Genomic DNA, 14,609 nt, shown 5'->3' on the forward strand with positions numbered 1-14,609 from the left:
AACGAGGGGAAGTGAAACATCTCAGTACCCTCAGGAAGAGAAAACAACCGTGATTCCGGGAGTAGTGGCGAGCGAAACCGGATGAGGCCAAACCGTATGTGTGTGATACCCGGCAGGGGTTGCGCGTACGGGGTTGTGGGAGTTCTTTTGATCGGTCTGCCGGCCGGTCGACGAGTCAGAAACCGTATGGATAGGCGAAGGACATGCGAAAGGTCCGGCGTAGAGGGTAAGACCCCCGTAGCTGAAATCTGTACGGCTCGTTTAAGAACCACCCAAGTAGCACGGGGCCCGAGAAATCCCGTGTGAATCTGGCGGGACCACCCGCTAAGCCTAAATATTCCCTGGTGACCGATAGCGGATAGTACCGTGAGGGAATGGTGAAAAGTACCGCGGGAGCGGAGTGAAATAGTACCTGAAACCGTGTGCCTACAAGCCGTGGGAGCGTCGCGCATCGAGTTTACTCGGTGCGTCGTGACTGCGTGCCTTTTGAAGAATGAGCCTGCGAGTTTGCGGTGTGTTGCGAGGTTAACCCGTGTGGGGAAGCCGTAGCGAAAGCGAGTCCGAATAGGGCGACATAGTAGCGCGCTCAAGACCCGAAGCGGAGTGATCTAGCCATGGGCAGGTTGAAGCGGCTGTAAGAGGTCGTGGAGGACCGAACCCACCAGGGTTGAAAACCTGGGGGATGACCTGTGGTTAGGGGTGAAAGGCCAATCAAACTCCGTGATAGCTGGTTCTCCCCGAAATGCATTTAGGTGCAGCGTCGTGTGTTTCTTGCCGGAGGTAGAGCACTGGATAGGCGATGGGCCCTACCGGGTTACTGACCTTAGCCAAACTCCGAATGCCGGTAAGTGAGAGCGCGGCAGTGAGACTGTGGGGGATAAGCTCCATGGTCGAGAGGGAAACAGCCCAGAGCATCGACTAAGGCCCCTAAGCGTACGCTAAGTGGGAAAGGATGTGGAGTCGCAGAGACAACCAGGAGGTTGGCTTAGAAGCAGCCACCCTTGAAAGAGTGCGTAATAGCTCACTGGTCAAGTGATTCCGCGCCGACAATGTAGCGGGGCTCAAGCGTACCGCCGAAGTCGTGTCATTCCAGCATGAGGGCCAACGCCCGTTGGGATGGGTAGGGGAGCGTCGTGTGCCGGGTGAAGCCTCCGCGGAAGCGAGGGGTGGACGGTTCACGAGTGAGAATGCAGGCATGAGTAGCGATACACACGTGGGAAACGTGTGCGCCGATTGACTAAGGGTTCCTGGGTCAAGCTGATCTGCCCAGGGTAAGTCGGGACCTAAGGCGAGGCCGACAGGCGTAGTCGATGGATAACCGGTTGATATTCCGGTACCCGCTTTGAAACGCCCAGTACTGAACCCATTAATGCTAAGGCCGTGAAGCCGTCCTGGAGCCTTCGGGCAAAGGGGAGTGGTGGAGCCGCCGGTCCAAGGTGGTAGTAGGTAAGCGATGGGGTGACGCAGGAAGGTAGTCCAGCCCGGGCGGTGGTTGTCCCGGGGTAAGGGTGTAGGACGCACGATAGGTAAATCCGTCGTGCATGTGTCTGAGACCTGATGCCGAGCCGATTGTGGTGAAGTGGATGATCCTATGCTGTCGAGAAAAGCCTCTAGCGAGTTTCATGGCGGCCCGTACCCTAAACCGACTCAGGTGGTCAGGTAGAGAATACCGAGGCGTTCGGGTGAACTATGGTTAAGGAACTCGGCAAAATGCCCCCGTAACTTCGGGAGAAGGGGGCCATTCCTGGTGATCATCTTTACGGTGTGAGCTTGGGGTGGCCGCAGAGACCAGCGAGAAGCGACTGTTTACTAAAAACACAGGTCCGTGCGAAGCCGTAAGGCGATGTATACGGACTGACGCCTGCCCGGTGCTGGAACGTTAAGGGGACCGGTTAGTCACATTTCGGTGTGGCGAAGCTGAGAACTTAAGCGCCAGTAAACGGCGGTGGTAACTATAACCATCCTAAGGTAGCGAAATTCCTTGTCGGGTAAGTTCCGACCTGCACGAATGGCGTAACGACTTCTCGACTGTCTCAACCATAGGCCCGGTGAAATTGCACTACGAGTAAAGATGCTCGTTTCGCGCAGCAGGACGGAAAGACCCCGGGACCTTTACTACAGTTTGATATTGGTGTTCGGTTCGGCTTGTGTAGGATAGGTGGGAGACTGTGAAGCTTGGACGCCAGTTCAGGTGGAGTCGTCGTTGAAATACCACTCTGGTCGTGCTGGATGTCTAACCTGGGTCCGTGATCCGGATCAGGGACAGTGTCTGATGGGTAGTTTAACTGGGGCGGTTGCCTCCTAAAGAGTAACGGAGGCGCCCAAAGGTTCCCTCAGCCTGGTTGGTAATCAGGTGTTGAGTGTAAGTGCACAAGGGAGCTTGACTGTGAGACCGACGGGTCGAGCAGGGACGAAAGTCGGGACTAGTGATCCGGCGGTGGCTTGTGGAAGCGCCGTCGCTCAACGGATAAAAGGTACCCCGGGGATAACAGGCTGATCTTCCCCAAGAGTCCATATCGACGGGATGGTTTGGCACCTCGATGTCGGCTCGTCGCATCCTGGGGCTGGAGTCGGTCCCAAGGGTTGGGCTGTTCGCCCATTAAAGCGGTACGCGAGCTGGGTTTAGAACGTCGTGAGACAGTTCGGTCCCTATCCGCTGTGCGCGTAGGAGTCTTGAGAAGGGCTGTCCCTAGTACGAGAGGACCGGGACGGACGAACCTCTGGTGTGCCAGTTGTCCTGCCAAGGGCATGGCTGGTTGGCTACGTTCGGGAGGGATAACCGCTGAAAGCATCTAAGCGGGAAGCCTGCTTCGAGATGAGGACTCCCACCCCCTTGAGGGGTTAAGGCTCCCAGTAGACGACTGGGTTGATAGGCCAGATGTGGAAGACCGGTAACGGTTGGAGCTGACTGGTACTAATAGGCCGAGGGCTTGTCCTCAGTTGCTCGCGTCCACTGTGTTAGTTCTGAAGTAACGAACAGCTGTGTCCATATCCGGTGTAGTTCGACATCTTCATAGTGTTTCGGTGGTCATTGCGTGAGGGAAACGCCCGGTTACATTCCGAACCCGGAAGCTAAGCCTCATTGCGCCGATGGTACTGCAGGGGGGACCCTGTGGGAGAGTAGGACGCCGCCGAACAATCTTTAGATAAACCAGGGAAGCCCCTGCACCCACGTGGTGCGGGGGCTTTTCTGCGTTCAAAAACAAGTTGCGTTGCCGTCCGGTCTGCACCCACGATCGGTGCATGAACCATGTGATACGAGCCGCCCGTGCTGACGAATGGCCCAAGGCGAAGGAGCTCCGGCTGGTCGCGCTCCAGGATCCCGCAGCTCCGGTCGCCTTCCTCGACTCTCACGAGGACGCCGTCCAGCAGCCCGACTCGTTCTGGCAGGAGCGGTCCGCGCGAGCCACGGCCCAGCCAGGTGCGCCGGCCGGTCAGTTCATCGCTGAGGCGCCGGACGGCAGTTGGGCCGGCTCGGTGACCCTGCTGATCGAGGACGCGGGGACGACGGACTTCGGCGGCGCCGCGGTGAAGGAGGCGCAGGGGCTGGTCGTCGGCGTCTTCGTACGGCCCGAGCATCGCGGTACCGGGCTGATCGGGAAGCTCATAGGGGCGGCCCTGGACTGGGCCTGGTCGGTCGAGGAGCCCAGGCTGGCCCGGGTACTGCTTCATGTCCACCCGGAGAACCTGCGGGCGCAGGGGGCCTATCGGCGGATCGGGTTCGAGCCGACCGGCGTTACCGTCCGGTTCGAGCCACATTCCTCGGTGGAGGAGCTGGAACTGGCGATCACCCGCCCCGAAGACTGACCGCTCACGCAGGGGGCGAAGGCCGGAGCGGCGCTTCGTGGTGCGGTTCCTCGTAGGGCAGTTCGTGGTCCGGCCAGCGGTCGCGGCCCTGTTCCCGTGAGCGCAGCAGCGCCAGCGTCGGCAGGCCCTGTGATCTGCCCGCGGCGAGCAGTTCCGGCAGCAGCGGCAGCGGGGCGACAGCCGCCACATCGTCCAGGACCAGAGTCAGTGGTGGGTCGAGCCGGCCGTCAGATGACCGTACGGCCATGCGGCGGCCGTGCTCGACCACGCTTGAGGAGAGCGCTGTCAGCAGCGGCATCGCGCCGGGGCGCGAGCGGGGATCCTCAATCGGTTCGCCCACTACGTAAAGCGTGCCCCCCTCGTCGACGAAAGATTCCAGCGTCAGCGAATCGGCCCGATTCGGCGTGCAGGTCTCACGGATGTGGATCGACGACAGCGACGACAGTGCCCGCGCCGTCAACTGCTGCGCGATCTCTCGCCGTTGCGGGTGCGCGGTGTAGGCCGACTCCAGCAGTCCTGCCAGTCCCGACGCGGCCTTGGCGTGCGTGCGCAGGATCCGTACCGCCTCCTGGGCGCTGCCGCCCTGCGCCCATCTGTGCACCTGCTTGAAGGGCCTACCGTCGACCGCCGCCGCGTGCAGCCAGCAGCGCAGCAGGGTCTCCGCCGTGTCGGCCATCGCCGCGTCGATGAGGGCGCGGGGGCGTACGGGGGCCAGCAGCGCCGCAGCGCGTGCGGCCGCGGTCGCCGCGTCGGTACAGCCGGCGGTCGGCGACCAGTGCAGCCGGGCCGGGGTGTCGCACAGGTGCCCCGGGTCGTAGACGAGGACCGGTCCGAGCTTGGCCCGTGCGTCCTTGGTCTCGGCCCATACGGTCGGGTCGGACGTGACGACGAGCGCCGGGCCTTCGGCGTCCCGGACGGCCTGTATGGCCGCCGGGCGGCGGGTGTGCAGGTCGCCGTAGCGCACCTGCGGGGCCGCGCGGGGTGCGGGGACGGCCGCTGGGACGGCGGCGATGACGATCCGCTCGGGTTCGGCGGCGGGGGGCTGTTGCTGGAGGGGCTGTTCCGGTGCCGGGGGCTGCTGCACCGGCGGCTGGACCGGCAGCGGCTGGACCGGCGGTTGAGGCGGTGTCTGGGCCGGTACGGAGACCGGTACGGGCGCCGGAGGCGTCTGCCGCTCTACGCCCACGCCCGAACCCGCGTCCACGCCGGCCGCCGGACCTTCTGGGTACTCCGGGTACTGCTTCCGCCGCTTCCGTACCAGTCGCCAGCGCGCCAGCACCCCCATGACGAACACCGTCAGCACGGTCAGCACCATCAGCTGGCTGATCAGCAGCCCCCAGAACAGCCCGTACCCGGAGAGCTGCGCGGGCGGGGTGGCCGGCCAGGCGCCCGCCACGTCGTGCGGCTTCGTCACCAGCTCGCGCAGTGCCAGCGGCGTACGGCCGAAGGTCACCCCGTCCGGCCAGCCGCCGTGCGAGAAGAGCCCGGCGAGACCGGTCGACGTCCAGACGAGGATCGTCAGGCCGAGCAGGAAGGCGAGCAGGGCCAGCAGCAGGCCGTCGGGGATGCCTCCTTGGCGGCCCGAGCCTGCGCCGGCGCCTGACGGTCGGTCGTCGCGGGCCGGCATGTCACGCCACCGTCGACTCGGAGGACTCGTTGAACTGGCGTTGTTGCTCCATCAGCGCCGCCCGCTGTTCCGCCTCCCACTCGGCGGCCTGTACGTCGGCGGGCAGTCCGCCGCCGGCTTCCAGTGCGTCGGCTGCGTCGGAGGCTTCGGAGTTCTCCGTCATGGCCCGGTCGGTGAAGACCAGGGGGCGTTCGGCCTCCGTCACCAGATGTTTGACGACCTGGACGTTGCCGTTGACGTCCCAGACGGCGATGCCGGGCGTGAGCGTCGGGATGATCTCCACGGCCCACCGTGGCAGCCCGAGCACCCGGCCGGTGGCTCTCGCCTCGTCGGCCTTCTGGGCGTAGATCGTTCTGGTCGAGGCCATCTTGAGGATGGCCGCTGCTTCCCGCGCGGCGGCTCCGTCGACGACGTCCGAGAGATGGTGGACGACGGCGACGAACGAGAGGCCGAGCCGCCGGCCGAACTTCAGGAGCCGCTGGAAGAGCTGCGCGACGAAGGGGGAGTTGATGATGTGCCAGGCCTCCTCGACCAGGAAGATGCGCTTCCTGCGGTCGGGGCGGATCCAGGTGTGCTCCAGCCAGACGCCGACGATTGCCATCAGGATCGGCATCGCGATCGAGTTGCGGTCGATGTGCGAGAGGTCGAAGACGATCAGCGGTGCGTCGAGGTCGATGCCGACGGTCGTCGGGCCGTCGAACATGCCGCGCAGGTCGCCGTCGACCAGGCGGTCGAGGACGAGGGCGACGTCCAGGCCCCAGGCCCGTACGTCGTCTATGTCGACGTTCATTGCCTCGGCCGACTCGGGTTCGGGGTGGCGGAGCTGGTCGACGATGTCCATCAGGACCGGCTGGCGCTCCACGATGGTCTCGTTGACGTAGGCGTGGGCGACCTTGAGCGCGAAGCCGGAGCGCTCGTCCAGTCCGTGGCCCATGGCGACTTCGATGATCGTGCGGAGCAGGGCGAGCTGGCCGGTGGTGGTGATGGCGGGGTCGAGCGGGTTGAGCCGGATCCCGTCGTCCAGGGCGGCCATGGCGTCCAGGCGGATGGGGGTTATGCCGAGCTGACGGGCGATCAGGGCCCATTCGCCCGCGCCGTCCTCACCCTGGGCGTCGAGGACCACGACCTGGCGGTCGCGGAACCGCAGCTGGCGCAGTACGTATGTCTTCTCCAGCGCCGATTTGCCGTTGCCGGACTCGCCGAGCACCAGCCAGTGCGGGGCGGGCAGCTGCTGCCCGTACAGCTGGAAGGGGTCGTAGATGTAGCCCTTTCCGCTGTATACCTCGCGGCCGATGATCACCCCGGAGTCGCCGAGGCCGGGTGCGGCGGTCGGCAGGTAGATGGCCTGCGCCTGGCCCGTCGAGGTACGGACGGGCAGCCGGGTCGTCTCCACAGCTCCGAAGAGGAAGCTGGTGAAGGCGTCCGTGACGATGGACAGCGGATCTCGCATCACAGGCCCCTTTCTCGGCGGTCGGCCATCGGTTATCGGCGGATGCCGGTCGCGAACGGCAGGGTGTTCACAAAGGCCCGGTGGTGTTCGCGGTCGCACCACTCCAGCTTGAGATACGACTTGCCGGCCGAGGCCCTGATCGTCCTTTTGTCCCTGGCCAGGGCTTCGGGGGTACGGGACGACACAGTGATGTACCCGACGAGGTTGACTCCCGCCGCACCGCTGGCGAGATCTTCACCCCGCTGGTCCATCCGGCCGTGGGCCGCCATGTCGCGCGGGTCGACCGTGCGGTTCATCTTGGCCTGGCGGTTGCGCTCGGCCTCGTCGTTCGTCTTCTCCGTCAGCATCCGCTCGATGGCGATCTCGGTGGGTTCGAGGTCCATCGTGACGGAGACGGTGCGGATGACGTCGGGGGTGTGGACGAGCAGCGGGGCGAGGAAGTTGACGCCGACCGGGGTCATCGGCCATTCCTTGACCCAGGCCGTGGAGTGGCACCAGGGCTGACGGGTCGACGACTCGCGGGTCTTGGCCTGGAGATACGTCGGTTCCATCGCGTCCAGCTCGGCCGGCCAGGCGTTTCGTTTCGTCATGGCCTGGATGTGGTCGATGGGGTGGTCCGGGTCGTACATCGAGTGGACGAGGGAGGCGAGCCGGCCTTGGCCGAGCGGCTGGCGTACCCGGATGTCGGCCTCGGCGAGCCGGGCGCAGATGTCGGTCAGTTCGCGGGCCATGACGACGGCGAGCCCGGCGTCGTGGTCGAGCTTCTTCGGGCCGCCGGCCTGCCGGGCGGCGCGGGCCATGGTCTGGGCCTCGGTGGCGAGTTCGCGGGTGAAGTGCATGCAGGCGACGAGATACGCGCGGTGCTGCTCGCTGGAGGTGGAGACCATCGACTGGAGCTGGTCGTACGACTCCTGGAGCCAGCCGGGGGAGGCGCCGTCGCCGCGCTGGGCGACGTCCTTGGCGTGGGCGTCGGGGTCGGCGGGGAGCGTACGGGCGAGCATCTGCAGCCGGGTCACGAAGCCGTCGCCGTTGGCGACGTGTTTGAGGAGGGTGCCGAAGCGGTCGACGAGTGCTTCCTGGTCCTCGCTGTCGCGCAGTCCGACGCCGGGGCCCTCGATCTCGATGGCGGCGGTGACGGTGCGGCGGTCGGCGTGGAGCAGGACGGCGATCTCGTCGGGGCCGAAGGGCGCGGCGAGCCAGTTGATCCGGCCGATGCCGGGCGGCGGGCCGACCTCGACCTCGCGGCCGTCGATGTGCGTACCGGACTCCATGGCGGCGGAGCGGTAGGTGGTGCCGTTGCGCAGGGTGCGTTTGAAGCTGCGGTTGATCTCGAACCACTTGTAGAAGGTCCGGTGCTTGTACGGCACGTACACCGCGGCGAGCGCGATGAGCGGGAAGCCCATCAGCGTCACGATCCGCAGCGGCAGGACGGGCACCAGGAGGCCGCACATCATGCCGAGGAACGCGCCGCCGATGATGAGCGCGATCTCGCCGGTCTCGCGGTTCTTGCCGACGATCGCGTTCGGCCGGGCGCGGCCGACGAGATACGTACGGCGGGGCGCGATGGGTTGGGACTGGGTCGTCAACGCCCGCCACCTCCTGTGCTCTTGTTACCTGAACCGCCGGGACCGCCGGTGGGGCGGCCGCTGTGCGGGGTGCCACTGGTCGGGCTGCTGCTGCGGGGCGGGGGTGCGGCGGAGGGGACATGTCCGCCGCCCGACCCGCCCCCGGACTGACCCCCGGACTGGGGCGTACGGGAACTGTGCGCGGCGACGCCGCCGGCGAGTGAATTCCCCGACCGGCCGCCGCCGCCTCCACCGCCGCCTCCGCCGTCTCCGTTGTTGCGGCTGCTGTGGGTCTTGATGCCCTGGGAGACGAGGGCGGCGGGGGAGCTGATGAGGGCCGCGGCCTGGGAGCCGTCGGTGGCCTGCTTGCGGTTGGTGTGTGACGATGCGATCTCGTCGCCGAAGCCGGGCACGAAGCGGTAGATCATCGCGGAGGCGAAGATCGCGAGGAGGATTATGGCGAGCCCGGAGACGACGGCGGAGAAGCTGTCGGGGCCCTTGTCGGAGGAGAGCGCGCCGGCGAGGCCGAGTACGACGACGATCACGGGCTTCACCATGATCACGGCGATCATGATGCCGGCCCAGCGGCGGACGTGGCCCCACATGTTCTTGTCGACGAGCCCGGCGTAGACGACGGTGCCGAGCAGCGCGCCGACGTACAGCAGGGCGGCTCTGATGACGAGTTCGAGCCAGAGGACGCCGGCGGCGAGGATCGACACGAGCGAGACGACGATCAGCATGATCGGCCCGCCGCCGATGTCGTCGCCCTTCTTGAGCGCGTCGGCGAAGCCGCCGAAGAAGACGTCGGTGTGGCCGCCGGTGGAGCTGGAGATGACCTGCGTGACGCTGTCGGTCGCCGAGACGACGGTGTAGAGGATCAGCGGCGTGAAGGCGGAGGCGAGCACGGTCAGCCAGAGGAACCCGATGGCCTCGGAGAGCGCGGTCGACAACGGCACCCCGCGAATGGCCCGCTTGGCGACGGCGAGCAGCCACAGGACGAGCGTGAGAACGGTGGAGGCGGCGAACACGACGGCGTACTGCCGGAGGAACGCGGCGTTGGTGAAGTCGACGTTGGCGGTGGAGGTGACGGCGTCGCTGAGCTTGCCGATGATCCAGGAGGCGGCGTCGGCGCAGCCTTTGGCGAGGGAGGAGAGGGGGTCGAGCGCCGCGTCGGGGTTGGGCGGGCCGACGCTGCTGCCGTCTCCGGAGTTGCAGAGGTCGCTCGCGGGGCCCGGCACCAGATTGCTGCACTCGGGCTTGCTCGGGGACGGCGAGGGCGAGGGCGCTGCGGTGGCTCGCGCGGCCAGCAGGAACAGCGCCGTCTGCAGACCCGCGAAGGCGGTGACGACGGTACGGGCGCGGCGCGTTCGGCGCCGGGGGCTACCTGGCATACGTGAAGCCTCCGTACTGCTCGACTGCCTTGCTGATCGCGTCCGACGTGGAGGCCGCGACATCCCCGGGGACGGGGGCCGGCCCGTTCTTCTGCGCGTCGGCGGTGACTTTCCAGTCGTCGGCGAGCCAGCGCAGGTCGAAGGTGTCCGTCTTCCAGGTGGTGGTGACGGGTGTGGTGGAGCCGGGGCCGGAGAGTCCGATCAGGCCCGTGTACCAGACGGACACCTTGGCGACGTCACCGTTGATCGACTCGACCTTGGTGCCGACGGGGATCGTCCGGGAGATGAAGGTGCTGCCCTGCGGGGGCTCGCCGTTGGCGTCCAGGCCGAGTTTCTGGAGGAACGCTGTCGAGTACGCCGCGTCCAGCGCGCCCTTGAGCCGGGCGGCGGCGTCGGGGGTGTAGACGGCGTCGAGGATGGCGTGACGGCTGTCCGGGGTGAACATGCCGTCCGAGCCCAGCGCCACCGCGTAGTTCGCCGCCGCGCTCGCCGCGCCCTGTTCATCCTTCGCGAAGCCTGCCGGGATCGCCCCGTTCGTGCCGTTCGTCCCCGTGACCGGCTTCACGCCCGAGGCCGCCGTCGGGTCGGCCGCTGCGCCCTTGGCGCCGGCGGCCGGCGTCTTGTCGTCCCCGCCGCCGCGATTCGCGAAAGCGATTGCCGCGATGAGGACGACGACGACCCCGACCACCGTGACCAGCGAGCGCGAGCCGCGCACCGGCCTGCGCCCGCCGCCGTACGCGTCGCCGCCGCGGCCGTCGGGCAGGCGGGTACGCGTCTGCCCGGAGCCGCCGAAGCCGTCGTCGGCGCGGTTCGCGTCGCCGCCGTAACCCTGCTCGTCACCGAAGCTCATGCCGCGTGTGCTCCCTCGACCGATTGCGGTGCCTCGTAGTACGACGGTAGCCGTCCTGGTTCCCGCGCGGGCGGGGTGTGGTGACTGGACATCAGGGAGACGCAACCTCAGCCGGTGGGCGCGAAGGACGGGTGGTGTCGGTGGCGGGGCGGGGGATGGAACGGGGGCGTCGGACGGGTGGTCAGACGGCCATCCCGTACACGATGGTGAACAGCGTCCCGAGCGAGCCGATGATGAAGACGCCGGTCAGTCCGGCGACGATCAACCCCTTGCCCTGCTCGGCGCTGAACGTGTCCCTCAGTGCTGTCGCGCCGATCCGTTGCTTCGCCGCGCCCCAGATCGCGATACCGAGGCAGAGGAGAATGGCAACGGCCATCACGACCTCGATCATCACCTTGGCTTCGTTCCCGAGACTGCCGAACGGACCCCAGTTCGGGGCGATGCCACCGATGATGGTGGAGATGTCGCCCTTGTCGGCCGCCAGGTACATGTAACTCACCACCCCTGTTGGGTTGTTCACTGCCCGTGCCCCACGGCATGGGTCACGCTCTATCTTCGCTGATGGAACCGGCCTCGTATGCCGCTTGGCGGGTCTCTTTACCCGTTCCCCGCACATATGACCGACCGCAGTGCTCTGACCTGGCGCGGACCGGTGTATGCGAGTACGCGTATGGTTACTCTGTGTATCACGGTGCGTGACTCCGGGCAATGACTGTCGTTGTTCCACCTTGGCGCAAGATCACTCGGCACGACGGGTGGTGACGGTCCGTCGGTTGGTCCGCCCACCGTACGGGTGAACCTCACGAAGGGTGCCGCGCCGCCCGCCCGTCCGTCGAACGGCCCATCACATGGGCGAATATGCCCGCCGCCGAGGGTCTCCAGTCCCGGTCAGCTGCTGGGCGCCTCGGCATGTCACCGGTGCGGGCTTTGGGAGGGTGCCGCCCGGAACTGGAAGCCGAGGCAGTCGAGGAACGGGGCGCGGGGGCATGACGTCGTATTCGGATGCGGACAAATGGCGATCACTGATCGAGGAGGCGGGACTGGGGGCGGCTGGTGGCCCCTCTCTGCGGCACAGCGCCGGGCCGTGGACCAGCGCGGCCGGTACGGCCGAGGCGCTGCGTACGGATCTCGCGCGGGTACGGGCGGACTTCGCGGCGGCGCACGACGGGCTGACGGCGGGTACGGCGGGCCTGGGCGTCGCTGCGGTGCTGGGGGCGGTACGCGGGTCGTGGGAGCGGCGCGTGGAGCGGGCGATGGGGGAGTGCGGCGGGCTTTCGGCGAGCCTGCGGGCGGTGGCGCGGGACCAGGGTGAGACCGAGACGGCGATCAGGTCGTCGTTCGCGCGGCTGACGCCGGGGGACGGCCGGTGACGCCGGACTGTGCGGGTGGTCTGACGCTGGCGCAGTTACGGGCGCTGGACTGCGCGGAGCTGGAGGACGCGGCCGACGGCTGGGGCAGGGCGAGCAACCGCGCGGACGCGGCGCGGGACCGTATCGACAAGCAGGTCCTGGTCGGGCTGGCGACCACGCAGGAGGGTGCGGCTGCGGAGGCGGCGGTGGCGAGGCTGCGGGTGCTGAGCCGGGACTTCCAGTACATCTACACGGAGTGCGGCCTGGTCCGTACGACGCTGAACAGCTTCGCGAACGAGCTGAGGGCGCCGCAGCGGGAGCTGCGCCGGGCGCTGGACGACGCGGGGGGCCTGCGGTTCACCGTGCACGAGGACGGGGCGGTGAGCTACCCGCCGGCGGGCGAACCCACATTGACGGCGCCTCAGCCGCCGGGCGGCACGAGCGCGGGCCGGCTGCTGCGGCCACCGGACCTGGGGGCATCGCCGGCGTCGCCGGCCTTGCCGGGTCCGTCGGGCCTGAACCCGAACGCGGCGAAGGCGCAGGAGATCGCGGACCGCATCGCGCGTGCGCTGTTCGACGCGCGGGACATCGACAGCCGCTACACGCGCACGCTGCGGAAACTGACGGCCGATGAGGGCCTGGGGGTCACGTCGGAGACGTGGACGGACGCGTACGGGGACGCGACGGCGGTACGGGGCCTGGCGGACGAGTACCTGAGCGACTCGATCCCGAAGGACAAGACCCCGGCGGAACGCAAGGCCTGGTGGGAGAGCCTGACCCAGGAGGCCCGCGAGGAGTACCTGGCGGTCTTCCCGGACCGCATCGGCAACTTGGACGGCATCCCGTCGGACGCACGCGACGCGGCGAACCGCGACAACCTCCAACTCCTGATCGGAAAACTGTCCGCGCAGGACGACGGGGAGTCGCAGACGCGACTGGAGGGCCTGAGGGAGATCGACCGGCAGTTGCGTGCGGTGGACCCGAGGGTGCCGCCGATGTATTTGCTGGGAATCGGGGACGAGGGGAACGGCCGGGCGATTGTGGCGTACGGGAACCCGGATACGGCGAGGAATGTGTCGGCGTATGTGCCGGGGCTGGGGACGGCGCTGGACAAGGGGTTCGCGCTTGGTGATCTGGCGAAGGCACGCGAAACGGCTGCTGCCGCGCGTGAATATGACCCCTCCAGTTCCTCAATCGTGTGGCTGGGCTACGACGCGCCTCAACTCTCCACTGGTGACATCACGGGAAACGCGGATGTGATGTTCGCCGACCGAGCCGTGACGGGTGCCACGGCGTACAACGAGTTCATGTCGGGGATCTCGGCCACAAACGAAAATAATGATCCCCACGTGACTGCGATCGGGCACTCGTATGGTTCGCTCACCGTCGGTCAGGCCGCACAGCGGCAGGGCGGTATTCCGGGCGCTGACGAAATTATTTTGGTTGGCAGTCCGGGCACGGGAGCGAAGACAGCAGACGAACTTGGGGTCGGACGGCAGCACGTATTCGTCGGTGCGGCGGACAACGACCCAGTCACGGCGATGCCGGCCAAGATTGAAGGGCGTGGAATGGTGCAGGGTGCAATGGGCGGCGCCATGATCGGAAGTGTCGTGGGTGGCCCCGTTGGGGCCGGTGTCGGAGGTGCCATGGGGGGCGCCGCAGCCTTCCTCGCGCAAGACGCACAGGCGGATGACAGGGAGATCTGGTACGGGACAGATCCGGCACACGAAGCGTTTGGGGCTCGGCGCTTCCGAGTGGGAGATGGGCCACGCCCAATTGCCGATATGGGAGGTTTCGCCGCCCACTCGGGATACTTCGAGGAGGCGAAAGATGAGGAATCTGCTCAGAACATTGCCAAGATCGTAGCTGGCCGGAGCCACAAAATCAGCATCCAGGAGCCCCGATGAAAACCGTGCGCCATGTTGTCGCAGTTCTGCTGCTCGTCATGGTGGCAGGGTGCGGGCTGCAGTCGGACGCGGACCATGTCGAAAAAGATAGGCGGGGCATGAATATGCAGGCGGCGGCTAACCAAGCCGATATGATCTTGCAGCAAACCCTCTCCGGCATTATGCCGGAACTGCGTTGGAACCACGGGCCCTCGAATGAGAGCATCTGCACCGACTTCAAGAACGGGTCGCGGGGAACCGGCTCCGTGAAGCGTCGCATCGCGGTTATGACCGTAGTCTCAGAGGCGCGGCGGGGGAATCTGCTCGGCGTCGTGGAGCGTAACTGGAAAACGCGCGGATACCGGATCACGAGCGTAGATGACGACAAGGACCTGCCCGCGATCTTCGCTTCAACGCCAGAAGACTTTCGGATGCGCGTCGCAGTAGGCGGCCGCGGCCAGTTCTTCTTCTCCATCACCACCCCCTGCTTCCGCGAATCCCCCGTCTCCGCCCCCGCGACCGCGCCGAACACGCCCGACCGGGCCGGCGAGTACCCGCAACCACCAGACGTGCAGGACGACTTTTGGTCATCCAGCGAACCTCTTGCGTCGTCCTCGCCCGGCACCCCCTGATCCCTCCCCTCCCCACCTACACTGGCCCCGACAGACGTGGTGTCCCTCTCCC

The 14,609-nt window shown here is 66.8% G+C and carries 10 protein-coding genes and 2 rRNA genes (1 of these 12 running past the window's edge); 6 read left to right on the plus strand and 6 right to left on the minus strand.

The features are described 5' to 3' along the window. The 3 genes from OHS57_RS20740 to OHS57_RS20750 form a co-directional block, all read left to right on the plus strand. Window positions 1–2,938: ribosomal RNA gene (locus OHS57_RS20740) — 23S ribosomal RNA — on the plus strand (it extends 183 nt beyond the left edge of the window). 82 nt (window positions 2,939–3,020) lie between these two features. After that, window positions 3,021–3,137 (plus strand): 5S ribosomal RNA (gene rrf / locus OHS57_RS20745). A gap of 106 nt (window positions 3,138–3,243) precedes the next feature. After that, window positions 3,244–3,807, plus strand: a complete 564-nt coding sequence (locus tag OHS57_RS20750; protein ID WP_328582961.1) for a GNAT family N-acetyltransferase — start codon at window positions 3,244–3,246, stop codon at window positions 3,805–3,807. 4 nt (window positions 3,808–3,811) lie between these two features. Here OHS57_RS20750 and OHS57_RS20755 read toward each other — a convergent pair whose 3' ends face one another. The 6 genes from OHS57_RS20755 to OHS57_RS20780 all read right to left on the minus strand — a co-directional run bounded on the left by OHS57_RS20755 (window position 3,812) and on the right by OHS57_RS20780 (window position 11,180). Further along, entirely contained in the window at window positions 3,812–5,434 is a 1,623-nt protein-coding gene (locus OHS57_RS20755) for a type VI secretion protein (RefSeq protein ID WP_328582962.1), read from the minus strand. 1 nt (window position 5,435) lies between these two features. Then, complete coding sequence (locus OHS57_RS20760) at window positions 5,436–6,884, minus strand: ATP-binding protein (protein ID WP_041986752.1); 1,449 nt, start codon at window positions 6,882–6,884, stop codon at window positions 5,436–5,438. 32 nt (window positions 6,885–6,916) lie between these two features. Then, window positions 6,917–8,470 (minus strand): SCO6880 family protein, encoded by a 1,554-nt coding sequence (locus tag OHS57_RS20765; protein ID WP_041986748.1) that lies wholly within the window; start codon window positions 8,468–8,470, stop codon window positions 6,917–6,919. Continuing rightward, a complete protein-coding gene (locus OHS57_RS20770; RefSeq protein ID WP_328582963.1) occupies window positions 8,467–9,840 on the minus strand; it encodes a hypothetical protein in 1,374 nt (457 codons plus the stop codon). Before OHS57_RS20770 ends, OHS57_RS20765 begins: the two co-directional genes overlap by 4 nt. Continuing rightward, a complete protein-coding gene (locus tag OHS57_RS20775) occupies window positions 9,830–10,690 on the minus strand; it encodes a hypothetical protein (protein WP_328582964.1) in 861 nt (286 codons plus the stop codon). Before OHS57_RS20775 ends, OHS57_RS20770 begins: the two co-directional genes overlap by 11 nt. Window positions 10,691–10,871: 181 nt before the next feature. Further along, on the minus strand, window positions 10,872–11,180 hold the full coding sequence (locus tag OHS57_RS20780; protein ID WP_041986745.1) for a hypothetical protein: 309 nt from the start codon (window positions 11,178–11,180) through the stop codon (window positions 10,872–10,874). 496 nt (window positions 11,181–11,676) lie between these two features. Here OHS57_RS20780 and OHS57_RS20785 point away from each other — a divergent pair, with 496 nt between their 5' ends. Genes OHS57_RS20785 through OHS57_RS20795 form a run of 3 tightly spaced genes read left to right on the plus strand, consistent with a single transcriptional unit; the run spans window position 11,677 to window position 14,557 of the window. Continuing rightward, window positions 11,677–12,060, plus strand: coding sequence for a hypothetical protein (locus tag OHS57_RS20785; RefSeq protein ID WP_328582965.1), 384 nt, complete (start codon window positions 11,677–11,679; stop codon window positions 12,058–12,060). Next, a complete protein-coding gene (locus tag OHS57_RS20790) occupies window positions 12,057–13,946 on the plus strand; it encodes an alpha/beta hydrolase (protein WP_328582966.1) in 1,890 nt (629 codons plus the stop codon). The genes OHS57_RS20785 and OHS57_RS20790 overlap by 4 nt, the downstream gene beginning before the upstream one ends. Beyond that, window positions 13,943–14,557, plus strand: a complete 615-nt coding sequence (locus OHS57_RS20795; protein ID WP_328582967.1) for a hypothetical protein — start codon at window positions 13,943–13,945, stop codon at window positions 14,555–14,557. Before OHS57_RS20790 ends, OHS57_RS20795 begins: the two co-directional genes overlap by 4 nt. Window positions 14,558–14,609: the final 52 nt, after the last annotated feature.

It is taken from the genome of Streptomyces sp. NBC_00370 (assembly GCF_036084755.1).
GTDB lineage: Bacteria > Actinomycetota > Actinomycetes > Streptomycetales > Streptomycetaceae > Streptomyces.